At 54.2% G+C, this 25569-nt stretch carries 26 protein-coding genes; 9 read left to right on the plus strand and 17 right to left on the minus strand.

Features of this window, described 5'->3' with window-relative positions:
• Nucleotides 1-5: 5 nt before the first annotated feature.
• Together ACOTXI_RS05035 and ACOTXI_RS05040 are read right to left on the minus strand one after the other, a co-directional pair.
• Entirely contained in the window at nt 6-554 is a 549-nt protein-coding gene (locus tag ACOTXI_RS05035; RefSeq protein ID WP_032622788.1) for a Csu type fimbrial protein, read from the minus strand.
• Nucleotides 555-566: 12 nt separating this feature from the next.
• Nucleotides 567-1139: a Csu type fimbrial protein gene (locus ACOTXI_RS05040; RefSeq protein WP_008500422.1), complete on the minus strand. Its 573-nt coding sequence runs from the start codon at nt 1137-1139 to the stop codon at nt 567-569.
• Nucleotides 1140-1569: 430 nt separating this feature from the next.
• Between ACOTXI_RS05040 and ACOTXI_RS05045 the strand changes: the two genes are divergently transcribed.
• Nucleotides 1570-2835: a dicarboxylate/amino acid:cation symporter gene (locus ACOTXI_RS05045; protein ID WP_008500421.1), complete on the plus strand. Its 1266-nt coding sequence runs from the start codon at nt 1570-1572 to the stop codon at nt 2833-2835.
• 471 nt (nt 2836-3306) lie between these two features.
• Here ACOTXI_RS05045 and cheW read toward each other — a convergent pair whose 3' ends face one another.
• The 6 genes from cheW to flhD all read right to left on the minus strand — a co-directional run bounded on the left by cheW (nt 3307) and on the right by flhD (nt 8739).
• Complete coding sequence (gene cheW, locus ACOTXI_RS05050) at nt 3307-3810, minus strand: chemotaxis protein CheW (RefSeq protein WP_008500420.1); 504 nt, start codon at nt 3808-3810, stop codon at nt 3307-3309.
• Between the two features lie 19 nt (nt 3811-3829).
• The gene (gene cheA / locus ACOTXI_RS05055) at nt 3830-5866 is read right to left on the minus strand and encodes a chemotaxis protein CheA (RefSeq protein ID WP_008500419.1); all 2037 of its coding nucleotides are present in this window, start codon (nt 5864-5866) and stop codon (nt 3830-3832) included.
• Between the two features lie 4 nt (nt 5867-5870).
• A complete protein-coding gene (motB, locus tag ACOTXI_RS05060) occupies nt 5871-6800 on the minus strand; it encodes a flagellar motor protein MotB (protein WP_008500418.1) in 930 nt (309 codons plus the stop codon).
• A complete protein-coding gene (gene motA / locus ACOTXI_RS05065) occupies nt 6797-7684 on the minus strand; it encodes a flagellar motor stator protein MotA (protein ID WP_008500417.1) in 888 nt (295 codons plus the stop codon). The genes motB and motA overlap by 4 nt, the downstream gene beginning before the upstream one ends.
• Before the next feature lie 123 nt (nt 7685-7807).
• Nucleotides 7808-8386 carry a flagellar transcriptional regulator FlhC gene (gene flhC, locus ACOTXI_RS05070; RefSeq protein WP_008500416.1) on the minus strand — a complete coding sequence of 193 codons (579 nt, stop codon included), beginning with the start codon at nt 8384-8386 and terminating at the stop codon, nt 7808-7810.
• A 2-nt stretch (nt 8387-8388) separates the two neighbouring features.
• Complete coding sequence (gene flhD / locus ACOTXI_RS05075) at nt 8389-8739, minus strand: flagellar transcriptional regulator FlhD (RefSeq protein ID WP_008500415.1); 351 nt, start codon at nt 8737-8739, stop codon at nt 8389-8391.
• Nucleotides 8740-9534: 795 nt separating this feature from the next.
• Here flhD and uspC point away from each other — a divergent pair.
• Nucleotides 9535-9963, plus strand: coding sequence for a universal stress protein UspC (uspC, locus tag ACOTXI_RS05080; protein ID WP_008500414.1), 429 nt, complete (start codon nt 9535-9537; stop codon nt 9961-9963).
• Nucleotides 9964-9978: 15 nt separating this feature from the next.
• Here the strand turns inward: uspC and otsA are convergent, their stop codons facing one another.
• The 5 genes from otsA to araF all read right to left on the minus strand — a co-directional run bounded on the left by otsA (nt 9979) and on the right by araF (nt 15934).
• Nucleotides 9979-11403, minus strand: a complete 1425-nt coding sequence (gene otsA / locus ACOTXI_RS05085; RefSeq protein ID WP_058653415.1) for an alpha,alpha-trehalose-phosphate synthase — start codon at nt 11401-11403, stop codon at nt 9979-9981.
• Nucleotides 11378-12181, minus strand: a complete 804-nt coding sequence (gene otsB, locus ACOTXI_RS05090; RefSeq protein ID WP_058653416.1) for a trehalose-phosphatase — start codon at nt 12179-12181, stop codon at nt 11378-11380. Before otsB ends, otsA begins: the two co-directional genes overlap by 26 nt.
• A gap of 176 nt (nt 12182-12357) precedes the next feature.
• Nucleotides 12358-13347 carry an L-arabinose ABC transporter permease AraH gene (gene araH / locus ACOTXI_RS05095; protein WP_171843394.1) on the minus strand — a complete coding sequence of 330 codons (990 nt, stop codon included), beginning with the start codon at nt 13345-13347 and terminating at the stop codon, nt 12358-12360.
• An 11-nt stretch (nt 13348-13358) separates the two neighbouring features.
• On the minus strand, nt 13359-14873 hold the full coding sequence (gene araG / locus ACOTXI_RS05100) for an L-arabinose ABC transporter ATP-binding protein AraG (protein ID WP_058653418.1): 1515 nt from the start codon (nt 14871-14873) through the stop codon (nt 13359-13361).
• Between the two features lie 71 nt (nt 14874-14944).
• Nucleotides 14945-15934, minus strand: coding sequence for an arabinose ABC transporter substrate-binding protein AraF (gene araF, locus ACOTXI_RS05105; protein ID WP_008500409.1), 990 nt, complete (start codon nt 15932-15934; stop codon nt 14945-14947).
• A 788-nt stretch (nt 15935-16722) separates the two neighbouring features.
• Here araF and ACOTXI_RS05110 point away from each other — a divergent pair.
• Nucleotides 16723-17226, plus strand: coding sequence for a non-heme ferritin-like protein (locus ACOTXI_RS05110; RefSeq protein WP_008500408.1), 504 nt, complete (start codon nt 16723-16725; stop codon nt 17224-17226).
• A gap of 156 nt (nt 17227-17382) precedes the next feature.
• Nucleotides 17383-18726 carry an anaerobic C4-dicarboxylate transporter gene (locus ACOTXI_RS05115; protein WP_008500406.1) on the plus strand — a complete coding sequence of 448 codons (1344 nt, stop codon included), beginning with the start codon at nt 17383-17385 and terminating at the stop codon, nt 18724-18726.
• Between the two features lie 42 nt (nt 18727-18768).
• Here the strand turns inward: ACOTXI_RS05115 and ACOTXI_RS05120 are convergent, their stop codons facing one another.
• Both ACOTXI_RS05120 and azuC read right to left on the minus strand, forming a co-directional pair.
• Nucleotides 18769-19020 (minus strand): DUF2766 family protein, encoded by a 252-nt coding sequence (locus ACOTXI_RS05120; protein ID WP_008500405.1) that lies wholly within the window; start codon nt 19018-19020, stop codon nt 18769-18771.
• A gap of 108 nt (nt 19021-19128) precedes the next feature.
• A complete protein-coding gene (gene azuC / locus ACOTXI_RS05125) occupies nt 19129-19212 on the minus strand; it encodes a stress response protein AzuC (RefSeq protein ID WP_014884364.1) in 84 nt (27 codons plus the stop codon).
• 234 nt (nt 19213-19446) lie between these two features.
• Here azuC and yecR point away from each other — a divergent pair, with 234 nt between their 5' ends.
• Together yecR and ftnA are read left to right on the plus strand one after the other, a co-directional pair.
• The gene (gene yecR, locus ACOTXI_RS05130; RefSeq protein WP_058653419.1) at nt 19447-19785 is read left to right on the plus strand and encodes a YecR family lipoprotein; all 339 of its coding nucleotides are present in this window, start codon (nt 19447-19449) and stop codon (nt 19783-19785) included.
• A 202-nt stretch (nt 19786-19987) separates the two neighbouring features.
• The gene (gene ftnA, locus ACOTXI_RS05135) at nt 19988-20485 is read left to right on the plus strand and encodes a non-heme ferritin (RefSeq protein WP_008500403.1); all 498 of its coding nucleotides are present in this window, start codon (nt 19988-19990) and stop codon (nt 20483-20485) included.
• A gap of 36 nt (nt 20486-20521) precedes the next feature.
• Here ftnA and ACOTXI_RS05140 read toward each other — a convergent pair whose 3' ends face one another.
• Nucleotides 20522-20863 (minus strand): hypothetical protein, encoded by a 342-nt coding sequence (locus tag ACOTXI_RS05140; protein WP_046092820.1) that lies wholly within the window; start codon nt 20861-20863, stop codon nt 20522-20524.
• A 229-nt stretch (nt 20864-21092) separates the two neighbouring features.
• Here ACOTXI_RS05140 and tyrP point away from each other — a divergent pair, with 229 nt between their 5' ends.
• Nucleotides 21093-22304: a tyrosine transporter TyrP gene (tyrP, locus tag ACOTXI_RS05145; RefSeq protein ID WP_058653421.1), complete on the plus strand. Its 1212-nt coding sequence runs from the start codon at nt 21093-21095 to the stop codon at nt 22302-22304.
• 34 nt (nt 22305-22338) lie between these two features.
• Here tyrP and ACOTXI_RS05150 read toward each other — a convergent pair whose 3' ends face one another.
• Nucleotides 22339-23007 (minus strand): YecA family protein, encoded by a 669-nt coding sequence (locus ACOTXI_RS05150; RefSeq protein ID WP_058653423.1) that lies wholly within the window; start codon nt 23005-23007, stop codon nt 22339-22341.
• A 424-nt stretch (nt 23008-23431) separates the two neighbouring features.
• Here ACOTXI_RS05150 and ACOTXI_RS05155 point away from each other — a divergent pair, with 424 nt between their 5' ends.
• Nucleotides 23432-24553 (plus strand): branched-chain amino acid ABC transporter substrate-binding protein, encoded by a 1122-nt coding sequence (locus ACOTXI_RS05155; RefSeq protein ID WP_008500398.1) that lies wholly within the window; start codon nt 23432-23434, stop codon nt 24551-24553.
• 99 nt (nt 24554-24652) lie between these two features.
• Nucleotides 24653-25567, plus strand: a complete 915-nt coding sequence (locus ACOTXI_RS05160; RefSeq protein WP_008500397.1) for an ABC transporter permease subunit — start codon at nt 24653-24655, stop codon at nt 25565-25567.
• The last annotated feature ends 2 nt before the right edge of the window (nt 25568-25569 follow it).

Raw genomic sequence — 25569 nt, forward strand, 5'->3', positions numbered from 1 at the left:
CTTTATTACCATGACAAGGTCACGGTGAGCTGATCGGAATACGTTCCTGCCGGGCTAAATCCGGTCAGTAGCGCCACGCCAAAAAGCGGCAGCGCGATGTTATTGCTGTTGCTATAGGTCACCGGTATCGCCTGGTTGACGCCAATTTCGCTGTTCGCGGCCAGCGAGCTGCTGCTGTAAAGCCGGTATCCCACCACGTCGGCGCCGTTCGAGCGCTTCATGCGGCGAACGGTTGAATAATTCTGTCCGCCATTAATGCTCATGCTCAGCGCCACGCCCGGCGTGCAGGCGATAGACAACGCCCCGTTTGGCACAAAGCTGGTGCTGACCGGTGCGCTCTCGACGCCGTTATGGGTGCCAAAATCCAGCGTCCCGAGAACCCCTCCGCTGCCGGTGGCCACCGCGCATCCCGGAACAATCGTCGCGCTGACCTTAAAGGACTGTGACGTCACCGCATCCGCCGCGGGCGCCATCAGCAATCCGACGATCAGCGCGAAAAAAGGCTGCACGTATCCCTCTGCGCATATGCGCAGACCAGTAAGAGTTGCCTTCATGGCGGTGCAGGACTAATAGGTGACGCTGACGTTAATCGTGTCGGTGTAGGTGCCCGGGACGACCGTCACGCTGTTACCGCCGCCGGTAATACGCCCGTAGAGGGTGTAACTGTCCACCCCTCCGGCCGTAGAGGCGATCGGCAGCGCGGTGTTATTGGCAATCACGCTGTTAAACCCGCTGTCGCTGTACAGGCTGTATGCCACGCCCTGTGCCGCGTTGGCGGTGTTAACCAGATAGCGCGCAGGGGTTCCCGGGGTGCCGACAACGGTGCCGGGTGCGGTGGAGTTGGTGTTGCCGGTGATCGCCACCGTATAGCTGGCGGTCGTACATTGAATAGTGAAGGTGTTTCCGCCGCTGGCGCCGGTGAGCTGCGTGGTCAGAGTGGAAAACGTTGCGGGATGGGTGCCGAAATCCAGTGTCCCGAAGTTAATACCGTTTTGCGTGGGCGATCCGTTTATCAGACAACCGTTCGTGAGCGTCAGCGTCGCGCCGATGGTGCCGCTACTGGTGACGGCCAGCGCCTGATGGACCGTTGTCGCAGTCAGTAAGGTGCCTGCGCAGATCAAAAGGAGTTTTCTTTTCATTTACCACCCTCCAGAAGACGTCTCCGTTCCCTTGCCACGTTTTATTTTTGTCGTTCAAGATGTTAGCCCCGCTTAATGTTCCTCTGAGGGGGGTTATTGAGAATTTAGTTTACGGATATCGCTTCGACCACCTGCCCCTTAACGCATAAGCACTTTGTCTTATTGACTTCCTATTGCCTTAAATAACAGAGAGTTAAATTATCTTTTTCAGCATTTTCATGCTATCAGGAGAGAATATATCCATTAAAGTGTGATGCGGATCACAATATATCGTCAGGGCAATAACAACAAAATTAATAAAACTTAAAAAGGAGTTGTATCCCCCTACGCTTTGCGTCAATTTATGTGCCGAATAATTTCCCGCGTCGTAATAAAAAATTTATATGTATCGGTGCGGGCTACATCTGAAGCGCATAGAGGGTCTTTTTTCGTGGCAAGTGCAAACAAACTCACACTCTTCATCGTGATATTCATGCTGGCGGGTATTCTTTCAGGGGCAGCAATTCATGAATATGCATCTGCGGATGCCATCAAAGCCTGGTCGGATAATATTACCCTTCTGACCGATATTTTCCTGCGACTGATCAAAATGGTCATTGCGCCGCTGGTCTTCAGTACGCTCACCGTCGGCATTATGAAGCTGGGCGAAACCTCCACCATTGGCCGCGTGGGCGGCAAAGCGATGGTATGGTTTATCAGCTCATCCGTGCTCTCAATTCTGGTCGGCCTGTTTATCGTCACGCTGGAGCATCCGGGCAGCGGACTGAACCTGACCGTTCCGACCGAGGCGGTGGATACCGGATTAGCCGTTGGGGGGATGACGCTGAAAGCGTTCCTGTCTCACACCATTCCGACCAGCATCGCGGGGGCGATGTCGAACAATGAGATCCTGCAGATTGTGGTGTTCTCCATGTTCTTCGGCATTGGAGGCGCGTCGCTGGGGCAGAAATTCAACGCCCCGCTGGTGGCTGCGCTGGACGTGGTTTCCCATATCATGCTGAAGGTCACAGGCTACGTGATGTACGTTGCGCCGCTGGCCATTTTCGCGGCAATCTCATCCGTTATCGCCACGCAGGGTCTGGGCATTCTGTTGAACTATGCCTCCTTTATTGGCGGCTACTACGTTGCCATTCTTCTCACCTGCATGGTGCTGCTGGCCGTGGGTTACATGGTGCTGAAAAAAGAGGTGTTCCGCCTGGTCAGCATGCTGAAAGATCCGGTTCTGGTGGCGTTTACCACCAGCAGTTCTGAAGCGGCCTACCCTAAAACGCTGGAGCAGCTGGAGCGTTTTGGCTGCTCGCGCAACATCGCCTCTTTCGTACTGCCGATTGGCTACTCCTTCAACCTGGTGGGGTCGATGGTGTACTGCTCTTTCGCCTCGATGTTTATCGCGCAGGCGTACAACATTCATCTGAGCTTCTCTGAGGTGACGGTGCTGATGCTGACCCTGATGCTGGCCTCAAAAGGGATTGCGGGCGTACCGCGCTCCTCGCTGGTGGTGCTGGCTGCGACGATCCCAAGCTTTAACATTCCGGTGGCCGGTATTCTGCTGCTGATGGGGATCGACCACTTCCTGGATATGGGCCGTTCCGCAATTAACGTCCTGGGTAATGGTATTGCGACCGCCATGCTGTCGCAGAATGAAGGCGCGCGGGACGCGGAAGCTGAAGCTGAACTGGTAAAGCAGGAAGCGTAATGGCATGAAAAAGCCGGGTGGCGGCTTCGCCTTACCCGGCCTACAAATGGCCCGAACGCGTAGGCCGGGTAAGCGTCAGCGCCACCCGGCTTTGTTTTAGGCTACGCGACTAGCCGCGATATCCTGCAGTGAAGACGGCCCCCGAACATTAACGTATGGGTGGCCACGGAAGCTGAGCAGGTGGAGCAGGATGTAAAAAAGCCGGGTGGCGGCTTCGCCTTACCCGGCCTACAAATGGCCCGAACACGTAGGACGGGTAAGCGTCAGCGCCACCCGGCTTTGTTTTAGGCTACGTGACTCGCCGCGATATCCAGCTGCGAAGACGGCCCCGAGCATTAACGTATGGGTGGCCACGGAAGCTGGGCTGGTGGAGCAGGATGTAAAAAAGCCGGGTGGCGGCTTCGCCTTACCCGGCCTACAAATGACTTGAACACGTAGGCCGGGTAAGCGTCAGCGCCACCCGGCTTTGTTTTAGGCTACGTGACTCGCGGCGATATCCAGAAGCGCCATCTCATCGCTGTTCAGCAACTTCTCAATGTTCACCAGAATCAGCATACGCTCGCCGAGCGCGCCCAGACCGGTCAGGTATTCGGTCGACAGCGTGACCGCAAACTCTGGCGCAGGACGAATCTGATCAGAGGTCAGGGAAAGCACGTCAGACACGCCATCCACCACGATCCCCACCACGCGCTGCCCCAGATTCAGGACGATCACCACGGTGTTGTCGTTGTAGTCAACGTCGCCCTGGCTGAACTTCACGCGCAGATCCACGATGGGCACAATGACGCCACGCAGGTTAGTGACACCTTTAATAAACGCAGGCGTGTTAGCGATGCGGGTAACCTGGTCGTAACCACGGATTTCCTGCACTTTCAGGATATCGATGCCGTACTCTTCATCGCCTAAAGTGAATACCAGAAATTCCTGTCCTGATGGCTCGCCCGCCAGTTTCGTTACATTACTCATACCGGTCATGTTATTACCTTCTACTTAATCAGGCGGCTGTGTACGCCACACGTTGTTCACGATTTAATCCCTGAAGCGCCGACACGTCGACGATCAGCGCCACGCTACCATCACCCAGAATGGTGGCGGCAGAAATACCCGGCACTTTGCGGTAGTTGCTTTCGAGGTTCTTCACCACCACCTGGTGCTGACCGATCAGCTGATCGACCAGCAATGCGTAGCGGCGGCCCGCGCTTTGCAGGATCACCACGATACCCTGCGTGGCCTCGGTCTTCGCCCCGTCCACTTCGAACACTTTCCACAGTTCCACCAGCGGCAGGTACTCACCGCGCACTTCGAGGACGCGCTCGCCGCCCGCCAGCGGATGCAGATCTTCCTCACGCGGCTGGAGGGATTCCATCACGGCGTTCAGCGGGAGGATAAAGACTTCGTCCGCCACTTTGACTGACATGCCGTCGAGGATCGCCAGCGTCAGCGGCAGCAGGATGCGAATGGTCGTGCCGGAGCCCTGTTTGGACTGGATCTCAACGTGGCCGCCCATCTCCTGGATGTTACGTTTCACCACGTCCATGCCCACGCCGCGTCCGGAGACGTCGGTCACCTGCTCTGCGGTAGAGAAGCCCGGTGCGAAGATCAGCATGCCCACTTCTTCGTCGGTCATGTTTTCATTGACCGCCATTCCCTGCGAAATCGCTTTTGCCAGGATGCGCTCGCGGTTCAGACCGGCGCCGTCATCGGTCACTTCAATGCAGATGTTTCCGCCCTGATGTTCCGCAGACAGGATCAGATTCCCGACCGGGGATTTCCCGGCGGCAATGCGGTTTTCCGGCAGTTCGATACCGTGGTCGAGGCTGTTACGCACCAGGTGCGTTAACGGGTCAATGATGCGCTCGATCAGGCTCTTATCCAGTTCGGTTGAGCTGCCCATCAGGGTCAGTTCAATCTGCTTGTTCAGCTTGCTGGCGAGATCGCGAACCAGACGCGGGAAGCGGCTGAAGACATATTCCATCGGCATCATACGGATGGACATGACCGATTCCTGCAGATCGCGGGCGTTACGCTGCAGCTGGCCCATGCTGGTAATCAAATCCCCGTGGGTGACCGGGTCGAGTTCGTTTGAACGTTGCGCCAGCATCGACTGGGTGATCACCAGTTCGCCCACCAGGTTAATCAGCTGATCAACCTTCTCAACGGCGACACGGATGCTGGTCGACTCGCTGGAGCGCGCGGCAGGTTTTTCACCACGGCCCGGTGCAGCAGCCTCTTTTGGCACCGCCTTGAGCGCCGGAGCCGCAGGCGCCACAGCCGGTGCGGCAGCCTGAGCGACAACAGCCGCCTCTTCCACAGCCGCAGGGGCATCAACCGCGACCGTTTCGGTTTCGAAGGCGATTTGATCGGCTTCAATCACAAAGCACAGCACCGCCACGATATCGTCCTGGCCAATACCGTCATCAAGCGTCGCGGCCAGGCTGTCTTTGCCTTTAACCACGTTGCTTAATTTCGCCAGGTTACCCAGCTCTTCTTCCAGCAGGTTAACTTCATTCTCTTTCAGGCGAGACAGCACCACGCGCAGCTTGCCTGCCGGTGCGTCAGCAGGGGCAGACGCCTGCGCGGCAACCGTGTCCACAACGCTCAGTTTTGCGGCAGGAACCACGGCTGCGGCAACCTCACCTTTGGCTTCCAGCGCGAGCTGGCGCAGCGCATTGCAGATGTATTCAAAGCTGGCGGCATCAGGCTCTGCCGAACTTTTATAGGCGTCGAGCTGTTCCTGCATAATATCTTTGGTTTCCAAAAACAGGTTGATAATGTCGGTATTGAGCTGCATCTCACCGCGTCGTGCTTCATCAAGCAGGTTTTCCATTAAATGGGTCGTTTCCTGCAGGATGGTAAATCCAAACGTTCCGGCTCCGCCTTTAATGGAATGCGCCGCACGGAAGATGGCATTGAGCTGCTCGGAATCCGGTGCTTCGGGCACCAAATCGAGCAAGTGTTGCTCCATATCGGCCAACAATTCGTCGGCTTCATCAAAGAATGTCTGGTAAAAATCGCTAATATCCATGCTCACGCTATCACCTCGGATTGGCTGGTGGCGATGTTGGAACGGCAGCCGAAGGAACGGCCCCAGGCTGTTTTAAATCGTCCAGTGACTCATTCTGACTTTCGGCGTTTTCATGCAGGATGGCCTGCTCCGCCTGCTGGTTCAGCACTAAAAGACTGATACGACGGTTGATGGCATCATCCGGCCCGCGGTCGGAAACGCGCATGGTTGCGGCCATGCCGACTACGCGCAGTACCTTGCCATCATCAAGCCCACCTGCCACCAGCTCGCGGCGCGAGGCGTTGGCACGGTCGGCAGAAAGTTCCCAGTTGCTGTATCCCTTCTCCCCACTGGCGTACGGGAAATCATCCGTGTGGCCTGACAGGCTGATTCGGTTAGGAATGCCGTTCAGCACCGGTGCAATGGCACGCAGAATATCGCGCATGTACGGTTCGACTTCCGCACTCCCGGTTTTAAACATCGGGCGGTTCTGGCTGTCGATAATCTGGATACGCAGCCCTTCCTGCACCAGGTCAATCTTCAGATGCGGTCGCAGCGCGCGCAGCTTCGGATCCGCTTCAATCAGCTGATCGAGATCGCCACGCAGTTTTTTCAGGCGCGCCTGTTCCATCTTTCGTTTCAGCTCGTCGATGTTCGGCTCTTTTTTCACCTCACCCTTCTGCTGGGTGTAATCATCGCCGCCGCCCGGGATCGGGCTTTCGCTGTTAGAGATACGCGGCCCGCCGGCCACCGCCGTTGCCAGCGGCGTGCGGAAATATTCGGCAATCTGGATCAGTTCTTTTGGGCTGGAGATGGAGATCAGCCACATCACCAGAAAGAACGCCATCATTGCGGTCATAAAATCGGCGTACGCGATTTTCCACGAGCCGTGGGCGCCATGCCCACCGCCCTTGTGCTTGCGTTTTTTTACGATGACGATCGGATGGGACTGGTTTTTCATGCGTCCTCAGTTGTCGTCTGTTGGTTTGGGTTTTTCACCGCACGCACGTGTTCTTCAAGCTCGATAAACGACGGACGCTCGCTGGAGTAAAGCGTTTTACGGCCAAACTCAACCGCGATCGGTGGCGCATAACCGTTGAGGTTAGAGAGCAGCGTGATCTTCACGCACTGCATCATTTTGGTGGTTTCCGCGCTCTTCTGGCGCAGCACGCTGGCCAGCGGAGAGATAAATCCATACGCCAGCAAAATACCGAGGAAGGTGCCCACCATCGCATGGGCAATCAGCGCGCCGAGCTCGGCTGCCGGACGGTCTGCCGAGGCCAGGGCGTGAACCACCCCCATGACCGCAGCAACGATACCAAATGCCGGAAGCGAGTCGCCGACCAGCGCCAGGCTGTTGGCCGGTACTTCCGATTCGCTTTCATGGGTTTCAATCTCTTCATCCATCAGCGCTTCGATTTCGAAGGTATTCATGTTGCCACTGATGATCAGTCGCAGATAGTCGACGATGAAATCCAGCATCATGGCATCAGCGAGAATGCGCGGATAGCTGGCAAAAATTTCGCTCTCTTTCGGGTTTTCAATATCCCGCTCAAGCGAGAACATGCCCTGCTGACGCGACTTCGCCATCAGGCGATAGAGCAGTGCCAGCAGATCCATATACATGCTTTTGGTGTATTTTGAGCGACGGAACAGCAATGGAATTGCTTTCAGCGTGCCCTTGATCGATTTACCGTTGTTGCCAACGATAAAAGCCCCTACCCCTGCGCCGCCGATGATAATAAGTTCAGCCGGTTGATAGAGTGCTCCAAGGTGCCCGCCGGTCATCATGTAACCGCCGAAAACTGTACCGAGAACTACCAGGTAACCTAATAAGATAAGCACGACATCATCCTTCCGCTAGTGACTATGGCAAGGACGTCCAGCTCGCAGCGTTGACCGTTCGCGGGGTAAAAAAAAGCAGCGGTAATCGCTTACCGCTGCTGGAATCTTTCCCACACGTTCGGGTTAAACAGCTTGTTCGATCTGTTCATCCAGCAGTTGTGGAATAATATCGGCAGCATCCCGGGAAAGTTTACGTCTTTTTACTGCACGGGAAGGAGGCTGACATAAACTACAGGCGAAGCTGCCTGCAGGTTGGTGAGCATGGGTAATGAAATTGCCGTTGCAGCAGTTGCAGCGCGACAGCTCAAGCATTCCGCTCTCAACAAAACGCACCAGCGTCCATGCGCGGGTCAGCGCCAGCAGAGGACCTTCTTCCTGCTGTGGGCATTGTTCAAGGTAAAGTTTGTAGGCTTTGATCACGGCGTCAACGCCGCTGCACAAACCGGTTTTGAGAAGATACTGCCAGGCATTGCAGAACATGGAAGCGTGAATATTCTGCTCCCACGTCATAAACCAGTCGGTAGAAAACGGCAGCATGCCTTTCGGCGGGGGACTACCACGTAACTCTTTGTACAGTTTGATGAGACGACCACGGCTCAACTGCGTCTCGCTTTCCAGCATTTGTAAACGAGCACCCAGCGTAATCAGCTCCATGGCCAACTGTATGTCACGCGCTTCCTGAACAATGCTTTTCTCGCTCATTGCTAGGCCCTTTTCTTACGGGCTACGTCATCAGGCTGGCTGATTTCGTTAAGCAAGCGAGTAGAGAGAAGAATACCGGTATGGATCTGTTGAAGATCGTCTACACGGGACTCCTGCGTCAGACGCGTTATAGTCTGAGAGTCATCGAAACGGAACTGGCAAACCAGTTGATTCGTTTCAGCCAGTTTAACCATCTGCGGGAGGGTTAAACCACCCAGCATGGTTGCCATCTCTTCGTTAATACCCAGACGAAACATCGCGGACGCCTTGTCCTGACTAATCAAACGCTGCGCGAGCAGTAAATACGACAAATTGATGTCATAGATATGTTTTAGCAACTCGGATGTATGCATTGTTCCCATCCCGAATAACCAACTATTATTTTTATGCGGAAAGACCGCACCCCGTGATGTCGCCGGGAAATCACCCGGTATAAAAAAGAAAAGGCTAAATGCATAGTTGAATTTAGGTTTGTATTCATCGAAACGCGTAAGAGAGGAAACGCAAATGCGTCTCTTACATGTTTTATCATTTCTTACAAATAACTAAGATTTTTCCTAATTCGACGCAAACTCTACTCGTCAGTTTTGACACATACAATCCAGCCATCCTCAAATTTAAAAAAAATGTGATCTACGTCACACAATTTAAGTGAATATGACCCATAAATCCATCAGTATGACTTGTAATTTGCTCAAATATTAACCAATCAACACTGTTTTGTATTCTTAATTGACGAATACTCATGCAGAAGGGGGATCAGAACTGGCATGCAACGTGCTTTTCCTCGGGTGGGCGTCGCGCGGAAACATTTACATCATTCACCCCTCCAGGAAACATTTTTCTTACTGTGAAAAAACATAGAGTTATGCAGGCAGCCCAAAAAAGATGTTTCAGAGAGTGATCATTCGAAATGATTTTGTAACGCATCAAAACGATTCAACAGTCAAGGCACAAAATTGTGTGATTTACGTTAAGTTGTTAATTTTTTTCATTTAGGGGCATTTTTCAGTTATTCTTCTTATAAGAATAATTAATGAATAATTATGATAAGCTTCACACTAATGTCGTAATCAGCCCTTGCAGAACCCGCAAAATCGCGGTAAAGGTGATCAAACGCTGTCAGTCAGACACCCAAGGAGTGCGCCATGAGTTACTCCCATCTACTTGTTTCTGTTGCCGTTTCCCCAGAAAGCCATCAACTCGTCGCCCGGGCAGTTTCCATTGCCAGACCTCACAATGCCCGCATCAGCCTCATCACGCTTGCGGCCGAACCCGAGATGTATAATCAGCTGGCTGCCCCCATGCTGGAGGATATTCGTGAGGTACTTCAGGAGGAAACGCAGCAATTTCTGCGCGAGCTGGTCGAAAAGGCACACTATCCTGTCTATGAAACCGTAATTGCGACAGGAGAACTTAATGCCCATATTCTCGACATGTGTCGTAAACAGAATATTGATTTAGTGATATGCGGGAATCATAACCACAGCTTTTTATCGCGCGCGGCCTGCGCGGCGAAATCCATTGTCGCATCAAGTCAGGTTGACGTGTTATTAGTGCCGCTTGGGGGGCGTTAACCCCCCAGGGAAATATCAGGCAAGTTTAGGGAAAGTTGCGATCTTTTTTTGTAAATCGCCTTCATGGCTTTGTGGGGCGATATCGCGGAGATCCTGAATAAAACGCGCCTGCCAGTGGCTAATATCGTTCTTCCGGATCGTCTCCATCATTTCAGCATGGCGGGAAATACGTTCCGTGAGCGGCATGGTCAGCGCGCGGTTCAGGGCATTCGCCACGTCATCGCGATCGTAAGGGTTCACGATAAGCGCCGACGTGAGCTCATTCGCGGCCCCGGCAAACTGGGAAAGCACCAGAACACCCGGATCGGCGGGATCCTGCGCTGCCACGTATTCTTTCGCGACCAGGTTCATCCCGTCGCGCAGCGGCGTCACCAGGCCAACGTCCGCATAGCGGAAGACCTTCATCAGGATCTTGCGATCGAAGTGCTGATTCAGATAAAACAGCGGCGTCCAGCCCAGTTGCCCGTAGCGGCCATTAATGCGCCCGGCTTCTGTCTCCAGCTGATGGCGAATGTCCTGATAGGCCTGAACCTCACCGCGCGACGTCGGCGCAATCTGGGTATAACGGATTTTACCGTGATGCTCCGGATATTTATCCAGCAGCGTTTCATATGCCAGGAAGCGTTCCGGCAGCCCTTTAGAATAATCAAGACGCTCGACCGAGAAGATATTTTTCACGTGCTTGAGTTCATTCTTAAGCTGCGCCAGCTTCGGCGGCAGCGGGCCGGAGGCCTGCTCCGCGATTTCGTCAGGTTCAATCCCTATTGGATACACTTCGGTGTGGAACGTTTTTCCCCACGCCGTATGGGTTTTCCCGCCTTTGGTCACCAGACGCGCTTTCCCTGACACGGAGTCCAGGAATGCCAGGCGGTCATTTTCCGTCTGGAAGCCCAGCAAATCGTAGTCACACAGCGCTTCCAGCAGCTCTTCATGCGGCGGCAGCGCGGTAAAAATTTCCGGCGTCGGGAACGGGATGTGCAGGAAGAAGCCAATCCGGTTATTCACTCCCCTCTTTCGCAGCTCTCTGGCGAACGGCAGCAGGTGATAATCGTGGATCCATAAAATATCGTCTTCCTCTATCAATGGCAGCAGTTTATCCGCCAGCAGCGCATTCACGCGCGCGTAGCCTTCGAAGGTTTCACGCTGGAATTTGACCAGGTCAAGACGATAGTGAAACGCCGGCCACAGGACGGCATTCGAGAACTGCGAGTAATACTCGTCGTAGTCTTTCTCTTTCAGTGCAAACGACGCCCACGTGATGTTCCCGCGCGTCACTTTTGTGAGCGGTTTCTCTTCTTCACTGATTTCTCCGCTCCAGCCAAACCACAGCCCGCCAGCGGCTTTCAAGGCACCTAACACCCCTACCGCCAGGCCACCCGCACTGGCTTTTTTATCATCAGGCGGTGCGATTCGGTTAGAGACGACGACTAAGCGACCCATAATGGTTTCCCCCTTTGTTTTGCGCTATTTGTTGTTGTTGCTGGTTAGCGATATCAGATACCCACTGCCAGACGCTGGCGACATCCGCCAGCCGCCATTCGGCGACAGTGTCACCAGGCCCTACCTTAACGGCGATCCCTCCGGCCTGATTAACCACACGGAACCCGGCCTCGTCGGTCAGGTCATCCCCTAAGAAAACAGGCGTCCGGCCCTTAAAAGGTGCCTCCGCCATAAATGCGGCGATGGCAGCGCCTTTATTAATCCCCTTCGGCTTTAACTCCACCACGCATTTGCCCGGCTGCAGCGCCAGCTGTGGATGCGCATCCGCAACCGTCTGAGCAAGCGCGAGCACGGCATCTCCGTGCTGCGGTGCCTGGCGATAATGCAGGGCAAAGGCCATGCCTTTGGCTTCCAGCTCGGTGACAGGCAGGTCGGCCAGCGCAGCAGAGAGCCGCTTCTGGAGCGTTTGCGTAAGTGCGTCGGGGAGTGAAACGATATGCGTTTGATCATGGATGTCGCGGCGCTCCGCTCCGTGTACACCGGCCAGCGGAAAGTGGTATGGACTGGCGAGCAGATCCAGCTCGGCCATTGAGCGCCCTGATATCAATGCCAGTGCTCCCTCATTCATGAGCGAGAGCTGATGCAAATCCTGTAACACCGCCTCCGGAATAGACACCTGATCGGGGTGCGGTTTTATCCCGGCGAGCGTGCCGTCGAGATCAAAAAAGAAAGCATAATGTCCGGGCAGTACAGGCGGTGCGGTTAACAAGTCAGCCACCCTTTTCCTCCTTACGGTTGACGAGAGGTAAACGCCTTTACCTCTTTCATAGCCATGTAAGTATAGACAGTGTGACGTCGCTCGCCATTTGACAACCGCCCCGCCAGTTTTACTGGCGGGGCGGTGAAGGGGTCAGCTATGGTTATAAGTTGAGCAATAAAAGAGGTGCAAAACGGTTACACGGTACGCTTCGCTTTTTGCTTGTAACGGTCGAATATCACCGCTGCCAGCAGGATCAGACCACGCACCACGTACTGCGAGAACGGCGAAATATTCAGCAGGTTCATGGCGTTCTCTACCGTGCCCAAAATCAGGATACCGGCCACCACATATGAGATTTTTCCGATGCCTCCCTTGAGGGAAACGCCCCCTAACACGCAGGCCGAAATAACGATCAGCTCATAACCGATAGAGGTCATTGGCTGGCCGCTGGTCATACGCGACGCCAGAATAATCCCCGCCGCGGCAGAAACGAGCCCCGAGAGCACAAAGATAATAATCTTGGTGCGCACCACCGGCACCCCGGCCAGACGGGCGGCCTCTTCGTTACCGCCAATCGCCAGCGTATTACGGCCAAAGGTGGTCCGGTTAAGCAGGAAGCCGAACAGGATCAGGCAGGCCACGGTCAGCCAGATAGGCGCAGGCAGACCCAGCCAGTTGGCGTAACCCAGCGTAAAGAAACGCTCGTCTTCAATCCCCACCGCTTTACCGTCGGAGATGATATAGGCCAGCCCGCGGACAATTTGCATTGTCGCAAGCGTCGTGATCAGGGCGTTAATCTTCAGGCGCGCGATAACAAAACCGTTCACCAGGCCGCTGATGACGCCGAGTAACAGACCGGCAAAAACGCCAATCCACAGGCTCTCCGTCATGTTGATCACCACGGCCGTCGTAACGCCTGCACAGGCAATCACCGACGCCACCGACAGGTCAAAATCGCCGGAGGCCAGACAGAACAGCATCCCGCAGGCCACCATCCCGGACATGGAGATGGCGAGACCCAGCCCCTTCATATTAATGAAGGTGGCAAAGTTGGGGACAAAGATCGCGCAGGCGACGAACAGTGCGGCAAACACCACCAGCATGCCGTACTGATCCCAGATACGCCCAACGCTCAACGCCGACTTCGACTTCGGCACTCCGGATGTAGTAACAGAGGACATCATTAACTCCTTACTCAGGCGACGGCCTGGCTAACTTTAGGCATGGCGAGGTTCAACGCCTGTTGTTCATTCGCCTGTTCATGAAGTAATTCGCCGGCAATTTCGCCTTCACGCATCACCACAATGCGGTCGGCCACGCCCAGCACCTCCGGCAGATCGCTGGAGGCGAAGAGCACCGCCACGCCGCGTTTTGCCAGCTCATAGATCACGTTATAAATCTCGTGTTTTGCCCCCACGTCGATACCGCGCGTCGGCTCATCCAGCAAGATGACCTTCATATCCTCCGACAGCCAGCGGCCCAGAATGGCCTTCTGCTGGTTTCCGCCTGACAGATTCATGATCAGCTGTTCCGGACCCGGCGTTTTGATATTCAGTGAACGAATATGGTGGTCGGCATTGCTCGACTCCCAGCTATCGTTTATCAGGCAACCTGCGCGAATAAACTTACGGCGGGCGGAAATATTGATGTTGTCGCGTACCGAGTGCACCGGAATAATGCCCTCTGCTTTCCGGTCTTCCGGACAGAGCATCATTCCCGCCCCGATCGCGTGGGCCGGTTTCTGAATGTCTACCCGCTCGCCGTCAATGGAGACCTGCCCATCGGTAATACGGGTACCGCCGAACAGCCCTTTCATCAATTCGCTACGCCCCGCGCCTACCAGACCAAACAGGCCGACGATTTCACCGCTGCGTACGGATAACGAAATCGGCGTTCTGACGCCCGGCGCTTTTACGCTATCGAGGCGCAGACGCTCAGGGCCGTACTGGCGAGGCTGCCAGTGATAGATATCACCCAGATCGCGTCCGACCATCGCCTGAACAAGCTGGTCATGGTTCACCTGCGCCATGTCGGTAAAGGTGCGCACATAGCGTCCATCTTTAAACACGGTGATGGCATCGCTGAGAGCAAAAATCTCTTCCATGCGGTGCGAAACGTACAGAATCGTCCGGCCTTCCTGACGCAATTCGCGGATCACGCGGAACAGATTTTCGATTTCCCGCTTCGAGAGCGAACTGGTGGGTTCATCGAAGGCAATAATTCTGGCGTTACGCGCCAGCGCCTTGGCAATTTCAACCATCTGCCACTGGCCGATGGAGAGATATTTCAGGGGCGTCTGGGGATCGACGTCCAGACCCAGGTGTTGAAGCTGCAGCCCCGCTTCATAATTAAGTAGCGAACGATTCACCACGCCGCCTTTGTGCGGGAGCTGTCCTAAATAGATGTTTTCCGCCACGGTCATCTCAGGGATGAGGTGCAGCTCCTGATAGATAATGGCCACCCCGGCATTGAGCGCCGCCGTGGTATCGGCAAAAGAGACCTCTTCGCCGCGGATCGCCAGCGTGCCGGTTGTTGGCGAGTAGTTGCCGCTGAGGATTTTCAACAGCGTGGATTTTCCCGCACCGTTTTCCCCCATCAGGGCGTGAACCTGGCCGGCATAGCAGTCGAAGCTGATATCGGTCAGCGCGTTCACACCGGGGAAGGTTTTCCCGATGCCGCGAAAAGAGAGATACGGATCAGACTGTCGCATAACGTCTCCGTGATTCCTGTAGTGTGTACGTCAGGCCCCTCACGCAGGATGAGGGGCACAATCACCGCGAATTACTTCCCGCCCAGTCCTTTTTTCGCCAGCTCCTCTTTGAAGTTGTCGCGGGTGATGAGCACCACGTCGGTCACTTCGGTAAATTTCGGCGGTTCAGCCCCTTTGGTGACCCAGTTGTAAAGCATCTCGCTGGATTTATAGCCGTGAACGTCCGGGCTTGGCAGCAGTGAGCCGTAGAAGCCGGTGGCCTGCGCTTTGGACAGCTCGCTGACGGCGTCAACGCCGTTGATGCCAATCCCGATCACGTCAGGTGCCTTGAAGCCCTGACCTTCCGTCGCGCGCACGCCGCCCAGCACGGTGTTGTCGTTCATGCCGACCACCAGCCAGTGTTTGACCTCCGGATGCTGAACCAGCATGGAGTTGGCGGCGTCGAAAGCGCCCGGGATATCGTTAGATTTGGTTGGGACTTTGTAGATTTGTTTTTCCGGGAAACCGGCCGCCTTCAGCGCGTCCATTGACCCGGTTGTACGACGACGCGCCGTGTCCAGCTCATCCGCTGTAATAGCCATCACTGCGGTCTCTTTGACGTCCCAGCCGCGTTTTTGCATCTCTTTATAGAGTTCCTGGCCCTGACGTTCGCCGATTTTTGTCGCGGCCATCATGACCAGCGGGACGCTGTCCATCGGCTTGCCTTTGGCGTTCACGAACTGATCGTCAACGGCAATGACCTTCATGTCGTAACCGCGGGCTTTTGCCGCGATGGCCGAGCCCAGCTTTGGATCCGGCGTACAGATAACGAAACCTTTCGCACCGCTGGCCGCCAGGCTGTCGATGGCGTTCAGGGTTTTCTCACCGTCAGGCACGGCGATTTTAATCACTTCAAAACCTAAATCTTTCCCGGCCTTATCGGCGAATTTCCACTCCGTCTGGAACCAGGGCTCTTCGGGCTGTTTTACCAAAAAACCGAGTTTTAAATTCTCAGCAATAGCGGATTGTGACATAACGGCAGCCAGACCGATGGCCGCCAGCGCTTTAGTAAATTTGTGCATGGTAAACTCCAGCTTTAGCTTTCTTTTCTGTAGGGAATATGTGCGTGCTTCTTATTTAATCGGACTTAAAACAAGGCATTAGCGCTTACCTCGTTATAAGCGTTATTGCTGGTGATAGTTTTAGCGGGAAATTAATCATCCATAAGAGAGCCCCATCACACCGCAGAATTACAGTAATTGCGTACATAAATTCAGCGAAAAATGACATAAAAAAGGCAGTATTTGTCAGACAAATGAAATGAGGGTAAGCAGGATTATCCATAAGATTAGCTAAGATATCCCTGATGCCCCGGATCGGGCACGAGAACGCTGGACGTCAGAAAAGTGCAGTATGTTTTCCATCAAAAATGCCACACGCGCTGAAAATTATTTACTCCACAGAATTTGATGTAGCGCAATTTTATTAATGCACCTGATATACGGAATAATTAATCCGTGATTCATTTTTTTACGGAGCATTATTCCGGTTTAATATTCCCGAAAGAGTAACAGCATATCTCTTCGATAAAAAATGTTGATTATCAGAGGATTATCTAAACACCGATCTATGGCGAGCTAATTGTATTTCTGTACTATATTAAAGTTTGTAATGTATGGTAAACACAGCCAATTTAAGAGTTTTCTTAGACCAAAGACAAGGGTATGCTTATTTATATCGAACACAGGAAGTGAATTTCGGTCGACTTCGTTTACTGCAGAAAGCGTATTTCTGCTCTTTTTCTTCGTACTTGCCTGGTGCTCAGGTTAAGCAGCGGACATCACGTCCCACCGTCAATAAGGATATGAGTATGGCTACCCAAACGATGATGCAAAAACTTAACGCGCAGATGAACCTTGAGTTCTACGCCTCCAACCTGCACCTTCACTTAAGTGCCTGGTGCGCTGAGAATAGCCTCACGGGCTCTGCCACCTTCTTTCGCTCTCAGGCACAAAGTAACGTCACCCATATGATGCGCGTTTTTAACTTCCTGAAAGCTGCAGGGGCAAACCCTGTCGTTAAAGCCCTTGATGGGATAAACGAGAGCTACTCTTGTCTGGAAGAACTGTTTCAGAAAACGCTTGAAGAGTATGAACAACGCTGCAGCACCCTCAACAAACTGGCCGATGAAGCCAAAGCGCAGCAGGACATTACGACGCTGAGATTCTTACGCGATATGGATAAAGAGCAGCAGCAGGATGGCCTGCTGCTGAAGACGCTGGCGGATGAGCTGCATAACGCGCAGCAGGCAGGTTTATGTCCTGAGCAAACCGACCGTCACCTGCTCGACATTGTGGCGGTGCAGCACCACTGAGTTTTTGGCCTGCTTCCGTCCCGGGGAGCAGGTCCCCTTCCCCTCTCCAACCTTCTGCTTTTGCTGAAATTTAACAAATCAGATCTGGCTCCCAATGATTAACCACACAACGTGTGATGATTTATTTAATTACATAATCATTGACGAGGGAGCATCATGATCACCATTGAGTTTGTTGTCATTCTCCTCTGCCTGCTGACGGGTACGCGTTTCGGCGGTATGGGGCTTGGGTTAATCAGCGGTATTGGTCTTTTTATTTTATGTTTCGTCTTTGGTCTGCAGCCGGGTAAACCCCCGGTTGACGTCATGCTGACCATCCTCGCGGTGATTGGCTGTGCCGCTACCCTGCAAACGGCGGGCGGTCTCAACGTGATGATGCAGTTTGCGGAACGTCTGCTGCGCAAACACCCGCAGCACATCACCCTGCTCGCCCCGTTTACCACCTGGATGCTGACCTTTCTGTGCGGCACCGGCCATGTGGTCTACACCATGTTCCCGATTATTGCGGATATCGCCCTGAAAAAAGGGATCCGCCCGGAGCGCCCTATGGCCGTGGCATCGGTCGCGTCGCAGATGGCGATCACGGCCTCCCCCGTTTCCGTTGCCGTCGTGTCGCTGGTGTCCATCCTGGCAGCCCAGCATGGGATCGGCCACGCGTGGGGAATTCTGGAAATTCTCGCCGTGTCGGTTCCTGCTTCACTTTTCGGCGTGGCTATTGCTGCACTGTGGAGTTTACGCCGCGGGAAAGATTTGGCGGACGACATGGAGTTTCAGGAAAAGCTAAAAGATCCTAAGCAGCGCGAGTTTATCTACGGCGGAACAGAGACGTTAATGAATCAGCGTTTCCCAAAACAGGCCTACTGGTCCACGTGGATTTTCTTTGCCGGCATTGCCGTGGTCGTTCTGCTGGGGGCCTTCCCTGAGCTGCGCCCCGCCTTTGAACTGAAAGGCAAAATGACGGCGCTGTCGATGAACCTTGTCATCCAGATGATGATGTTAATTGCGGGTGCCGTGATGCTGATGGCCTGTAAGGTCAATGCCTCCGCGATTTCCAACGGCGCGGTGTTCAAGGCCGGTATGGTTGCGATCTTCTCGGTATTCGGCGTGGCGTGGATGAGCGATACCTTTTTCCAGGCACATCTCGACGAGTTAAAGCTGGCCCTGGAAGGCGTGGTGAAAAGCCACCCGTGGACATATGCGATTGTGCTGTTTCTGGTGTCAAAACTGGTGAACAGCCAGGCGGCGGCGCTGACGGCGGTGGCGCCGATGGGGTTGATGTTGGGCATCGACCCGAAAATGCTGATCGCCTTTTTCCCGGCGTCTTACGGCTATTTTGTCCTGCCGACCTATCCCAGCGATTTGGCCTGCATCGGCTTTGACCGGTCAGGCACGACCCGCATCGGTAAATTTATCATCAACCACAGCTTTATTTTGCCAGGGCTGATTGGGGTAAGCTGCGCGTGTGCCGCGAGCTACCTGCTGGTCCAGACGTTCTTCTGATAACATCAAAGGGCGACGCATGCCGTCGCCCATTTCCCTGCGTCAGTGGGACTCACCCTGCGGCGTGAATCGCAGCTCGATCAGCGCGATGGCTTTCTGGATCGCACGAAGCGTTACCGGGTCAGCGGCAGCAGGATGGCTGGCAAAATCGATGTTTTTCAGCTGGGTAGACATCTTCTCGCGCACTTCAACCGGCGCAATCACGTCCAGAACATCCAGGATTTGTTTGATAACCAGCTGGCAGGCGACAACGTCAGAGACCAGTTCCTGATCGGCGCTCAGGTTTTGTGACATGGGGTTTCTCCTTATTTAAAGGCCGCCATAGTATCAAAACACGCCCCCTGACATCTTCCCTTCAACGTCTGCAGGTATAAAAAAACCTGCCGAAGCAGGTTTTTTTTATCAGAACATGGCGCCCGGCGGCACGTCTTTGAACGTGCGGCAGTAATTGGCCCACATACTTTTCAGGATTTTGCGCAGTTTCACAGTGATGCTCCATCAACGTGTTATACAACTTTATCGTCAATGCGCCTATAATATGACCACCATCACAAAAATCAATGCTTTTGTGATAGAAATCACAATTTAATCAGAATGGGGTCTGATCGCGTTCACCATCAACCCGTTGCGAAGAGTGAGGGCAGATTATCCGGCTATTCAAGCCATTGCGGCGGGCATCTGCGGGTACGATAACGTATTTCCATCCACTCAGAGCGAACCATGAAAAGAGTCATTGTAGCCGGCACACTCCTCCTGCTCGCGGGGTGCAGCATTAACCGCCAGGCTGAAGTCAGCAGCCTCGATGCGCCGAACGGCATCGTCCGCCTTAACTACGGTCAGGCAGCGCTGCAAAATGCGTATTCCGATGAGTATGTGAATAACGGTACGGCGGCAAAAGCGTGTCAGAGCATGGGGTACGCCACTGCCTCAGCCTATGGTCAGCCCATTAAAACCTGCACCCTCATTAGCGGCTCGTTGTGTCTGAACGAGAGCGTGACTATCCAGTATAAATGTATGGGTTATGCCGTGAGCCCTAAGTCAAACAATCCGTGGTATTAATCCAGACTGCCAGCGCAGGCTGGCAGTTTATTTATTACGAACAAAAACAATTCTCATTAATAAATGATAAAATCGCCAATGCGTTTTATTCCCATTCGTATTTTAAATAAATAAAATAAATATTTTACGTTTTGCAAATAATTAAATAACAAATTATAGTGTCGCTCATTGTGAACCAGAAATAATAACCCGGAGCGCCACCATGCTGAAAACTGAAATGATCGACAAGCTCAACGCACAAATGAATCTTGAGCTGTATTCATCCCTTCTCTACCAGCAGATGAGCGCCTGGTGCAGCTATCACAGCTTTGAAGGCGCTGCCGCGTTTCTGCGTCGTCACGCGCAGGAAGAGATGACCCACATGCAGCGTCTGTTTGATTATCTGACGGATACCGGCAGCCTGCCGCGCATTGAAACCGTGGCATCCCCATTTGCTGAATATAATTCTCTCGATGAACTGTTCCGCGCCACCTACGAGCACGAGCAGCTGATCACCCAGAAAATTAACGAACTGGTTCATGCCGCGATGACCAGCCAGGATTATCCAACCTTCAATTTCCTGCAGTGGTATGTCGCCGAACAGCATGAAGAAGAGAAGCTGTTTAAATCCGTGCTGGATAAATTATCTCTGGTGGGGAAATCAGGCGAAGGTCTTTACTTTATTGATAAAGAACTTTCCACGTTGGATACGCAGAATTAATTTCAGCGCGGTGCGGGTTCCCTGCACCGCGTTAATTTACATACACCCAGCGCAGCTGGTACAGCGCCAGTCGTGGGGATTCACGGCCTGGTAAAAATAGCGGTAGCTGGCCGTCTCCAGCGGAATACCCCTCTCGTAGAACATATCCGTCAACCAGTCGACATTCTCTATGATCCACTCATCTTCCTGTAAGCCTTGTGCAAAGGTCTCATCCTCAGGATCAATAACCGAATAGATTCCCCAGGTGCCCATATCTTTTTCGCGGCGGGACTCCGGAAGTATCAGGGGCTGGTTCTGCCAGTGGATTATCCAGTGGCCATGGCACAACAGGTTGCCTCCACGGCTCCATGCCGCGGTAAAAGGATTCTCCCCCGCCATAAAACCCTCACTTTATTTGATAATTTATATTAATTGTTTACGTTACGCCGAAATGTTGCTCAGCAACATTGCCCTCATGTAGTAGGCGGAAGCCTATAAAGGGTCAGAGGAACATTAATGTGTAAAACATTCATTACACTGCTTGTAACGGTGATTTGACGAGTTACGGCTTTTCCCTTACTCTGCGCCGCAGATTTTGTCGCGGTTAAGAAGCGTTGTAGAGGAAAGCGTGAAAAACAGAACTCTGGGAAGTATTTTTATCGTCGCCGGAACGACGATTGGCGCAGGAATGCTGGCAATGCCTCTGGCAGCCGCGGGCGTGGGATTTGGCATGACCCTGCTGCTGCTGGGGACGCTCTGGGCGCTGATGTGCTACACCGCCCTGCTGTTGCTTGAGGTTTACCAGCATGTACCCGCCGATACCGGTCTGGGTTCCCTCGCGGCGCGCTACCTGGGACGCTACGGCCAGTGGATAACCGGCTTCAGCATGATGTTCCTGATGTACGCCCTGACCGCCGCCTACATCAGCGGGGCCGGGGAGCTGATCGCCTCAAGCGTTAACGACTGGTTTGGCTCTGACATTACCCCGGCGACGGGCGCCATCTTCTTTGCGCTCATCGGCGGCGGCGTGGTCTGCGTGGGAACGTCGCTGGTCGATCTGTTTAACCGTTTCCTGTTCAGCGCCAAAATTCTGTTCCTGATTGTCATGCTGGTCCTGTTGGCACCGCACGTGCACAAGGTCAACCTGCTGACGCTGCCGCTGGAAAAAGGGCTGGCGCTTTCCGCTATCCCGGTCATTTTCACCTCGTTTGGCTTCCACGGCAGCGTGCCGAGCATCGTCAGCTATATGAACGGCGATATTCGCAAGCTGCGCCGCGTCTTTGTTATCGGCAGCGCGATCCCGCTGATTGCCTACATTTTCTGGCAGCTGGTGACCCTGGGCAGCATCGACTCTTCAACCTTTATTGGCCTGATGGCACAGCACGCAGGCCTGAACGGTTTTCTGCTGGCGCTGCGCGAGGTCGTCACCTCCCCGCACGTGGAGCTGGCGGTACACCTCTTTGCCGACCTGGCGCTGGCAACCTCGTTTCTGGGCGTGGCGCTTGGCCTGTTTGACTATCTGGCTGACCTGTTCCAGCGCCGCAATACCGCCGCAGGACGATTACAGACCGGGGCCATCACCTTCCTGCCGCCGCTGGCCTTTGCGCTGTTTTATCCACGCGGGTTTGTGATGGCGCTGGGGTATGCGGGGGTGGCGCTCTCGGTCCTTGCCCTGCTCCTCCCCTCCCTGCTGGCGTGGAAGAGCCGCCAGCAGCATCCGCAACAGGGTTACCGCGTGGCGGGAGGAAAACCGCTGCTGTGCATTGTGTTTGGCTGTGGCGTGGTGATTATTCTGGTGCAGGTACTGATTGCGGCGGGAATGCTGCCGGAAGTGGGTTAATGAAAAAAGGGGCTGTCATCAGCCCCTTTTTTTATCAGTGCAAACAGCAGCTCTTGAACTTCTTCCCGCTGCCGCAAGGACACGGATCGTTACGCCCAACCTTCGTGCCGTTCACCATCGGCTTCTTCACCTCCGGCTGCTGCGGATTGTTCACCCAGTAGTTATACAAGCGCAGCGCCGCAGGCTGAATGCGTTCAATGCTGGCGGTATATTCTTCTTCGGTCAATTCATCCAGCTGGTCGCCGATCTCTTCGCTACCGTGCAGCGCAATCACATCCAGATCGGCCTTCAGCTCGTCCGGCAAGGATGACCAGTCCGTCAGCGCCACGCCGCGCATGTAGCCGTAGCACCACTCTTCCACCACGGTATAGCTCTCATCGTCAATGTCGTTATAGCCAAACATCGGTTCAAACTGGTCCGGATATTCGCTCAGGCGCTCGGCAATATCGTTCATATGCTTAAAGCAAAGATCGATAAAACGGTTCATCTCGCGATCGTTTTTCCAGCGCGGAATGTATTTCTCGCCACCCCACACCGCCACCAGCCAGGTATCTGGCTCAACGACAACAGGACCGGAAAGCACTGCGGTAAACATGCCGTCCAGTTCAGACACGTCAAGCACGGACGCATCGTCATGACCGTAAGAGATTAACGTCTCTTCAAGCCACGCCATTTCGCTTTCATTTAATGGGCCTTCAGTCATCGCTGACACTCCTGATAAAAAGGAAACGATCCTAACACATATCTCACGCCTCTCCGGGCTGAAGTTTAGGTCTTTATTGCTGCAAAAACGTGCAAATCGTGACCTTTGCACAACTTATGGGCTTTATTGTTAACGATATGTGATCTCCGCTGTAATTTCTTCTCCTCCCGCAAGGCGGCATAACGCGGCGCTCTATACTCAAACATGTCACAGGCCCGTCAATGGGTTAACCATTCTGGCAACGTTTTTGCTTAATGTTCTTCGCGCGACGCTGCGCAGGGAAACCTCGCCGTATATGCAGGATGCCGTCTGTATCTTGTTCGTTTAGTGCATTTTGTTCTTGCTCGTGTTTCGGATTGGCTGCGCCGTCGGGCGTTCGGGTTTACGCCGTGGTGCAAAAACCTCTTTGCTAAGGAACATAATAATGTCGCTGAAATTTATCAGAACTCCGCTTTCTCTCGTGTTGGCCGGTTGCCTGGTGACGGCGTTTTCCGCCAGGGCAGATATCGTGATTGGCGTGGCCGGGCCGTTCACGGGTCCTAATGCCACCTATGGCGATCAGTACTGGCACGGCGCAACGCAGGCCGCTGAAGACATTAACGCCGCCGGCGGCATTAACGGCGAGAAGATCAAACTGGTTCAGGGGGATGACGCCTGCGAGCCTAAGCAGGCGGTGGCGGTGGCCAACCGCTTAGTCGACCAGGATAAAGTCAACGCCGTGGTCGGTCATTTCTGCTCCTCTTCCACCATGCCCGCCTCCGAGGTTTACAGCGATGCGGGGATCATCGCTATTACCCCCGGTTCAACCAACCCGCTGATCACCGAACGTGGCATGAGCGACATGTTCCGCATGTGCGGCCGCGATGACCAGCAGGGCCAGGTGGCCAGCGACTTCATCATCGACAAGCTGAAAGCCAAACGGGTGGTGATTATTCACGATAAAGACACCTATGGTCAGGGCCTGGCTGACGCCACCAAAGCGGCGCTGGCGAAACGCGGGGTTCAGGATGTGATGTACGAGGGGTTATCCCGCGGTGAAAAAGACTTTAACGCGCTGGTCACCAAGATCGGCGCGCAAAAACCGGACGTCGTGTTCTTCGGGGGCTGTCATCCGGAAGCCGGCCCGCTGGTTCGCCAGATGCGTGAGCAGGGCGTGCAGGCGAAATTCTTCTCCGGGGACTGTATCGTCAACGAAGAGATGGTGACCGCGGCGGGCGGCCCGCAATATACCAACGGCATTTACATGACCTTCGGTAAAGATCCGCGCCTGATCCCGGACGGCAAAGCGGTAATCGAGAAATTCCGCGCCGGTAAATTCGAGCCGGAAGGTTACACCCTGTACTCCTACGCCTCGGTACAGGCGATTGCCGCCGCCTTCAAGGCCACCGGCGGCAAAGACTCTGCCAAAGCCAGCGAGTGGCTGAAGGCCAATTCCGTCGACACGGTGATGGGCAAAAAAGCCTGGGACAGCAAAGGCGATCTGAAAGTCTCTGACTACGTGGTTTACCAGTGGGACGACAAAGGAAAATATAAGGAAGTGGAGTAACGGGACGGAGTCACGCTCAACGCCGACGGGCTTTCCCGTCGGCGCGTAATAAACATCAGGCTGCGCGGCTCGCGCAGCCTATAAAACGAGCGCGCTAAAATGAGTACATTCTTCCTGCAACAGTTAATCAATGGCTTAACGCTGGGTTCCGTCTACGGCCTGATCGCCATCGGCTACACCATGGTGTACGGCATTATCGGCATGATTAATTTCGCCCACGGCGAAGTGTATATGATTTCCGCCTATCTCTGCGCCATTGGCCTGGCGCTGCTCTCATTCTTCGGCCTGCAGTCCTTCCCGCTGCTGATCCTCGGCACGCTGGTGTTCACCATTGTGGTCACCGGGGTGTACGGCTGGACCATCGAGCGTATCGCCTATAAGCCGCTGCGCAACTCCACGCGCCTGGCACCGCTGATCTCCGCCATCGGGATATCGCTTATCCTGCAAAACTACGCGCAGCTGAGCCAGGGCCCGCGCCAGCAAGGGGTACCGACCATGCTGGACGGCGTGATTCGCCTGCATCTGGGCGAAGGGTTCGTGCAGATAACCTACACCAAAGTGTTTATTCTGGTGGCCTCGTTTGCCGGCATGCTGGTGCTCACCTGGATAATCAACCGTACCCGGCTGGGGCGGATGTGCCGTGCGGTGCAGCAGGATCGCAAAATGGCCTCCATTCTGGGGATTAACACCGACCGGATTATTTCGCTGGTCTTCGTCATCGGCGCGGCGATGGCGGGCCTGGCGGGGGTGCTGATCACCATGAATTACGGCACCTTTGATTTCTACGTCGGGTTCGTGATCGGCATTAAAGCCTTCACGGCGGCGGTACTGGGCGGCATCGGTTCCCTCCCCGGCGCCATGCTCGGCGGCCTTATCCTGGGCGTGGCGGAAGCGCAGTTCTCGGGCATGGTGAACTCGGACTATAAAGACGTCTTCTCGTTTGGCCTGCTGGTGATGATCCTGATTTTCCGCCCTCAGGGGCTGCTCGGGCGCCCGATTGTGGCCAAAGTGTGAGG

The organism is Enterobacter cloacae complex sp. BZL2005, assembly GCF_049238885.1.
GTDB lineage: Bacteria > Pseudomonadota > Gammaproteobacteria > Enterobacterales > Enterobacteriaceae > Enterobacter > Enterobacter roggenkampii.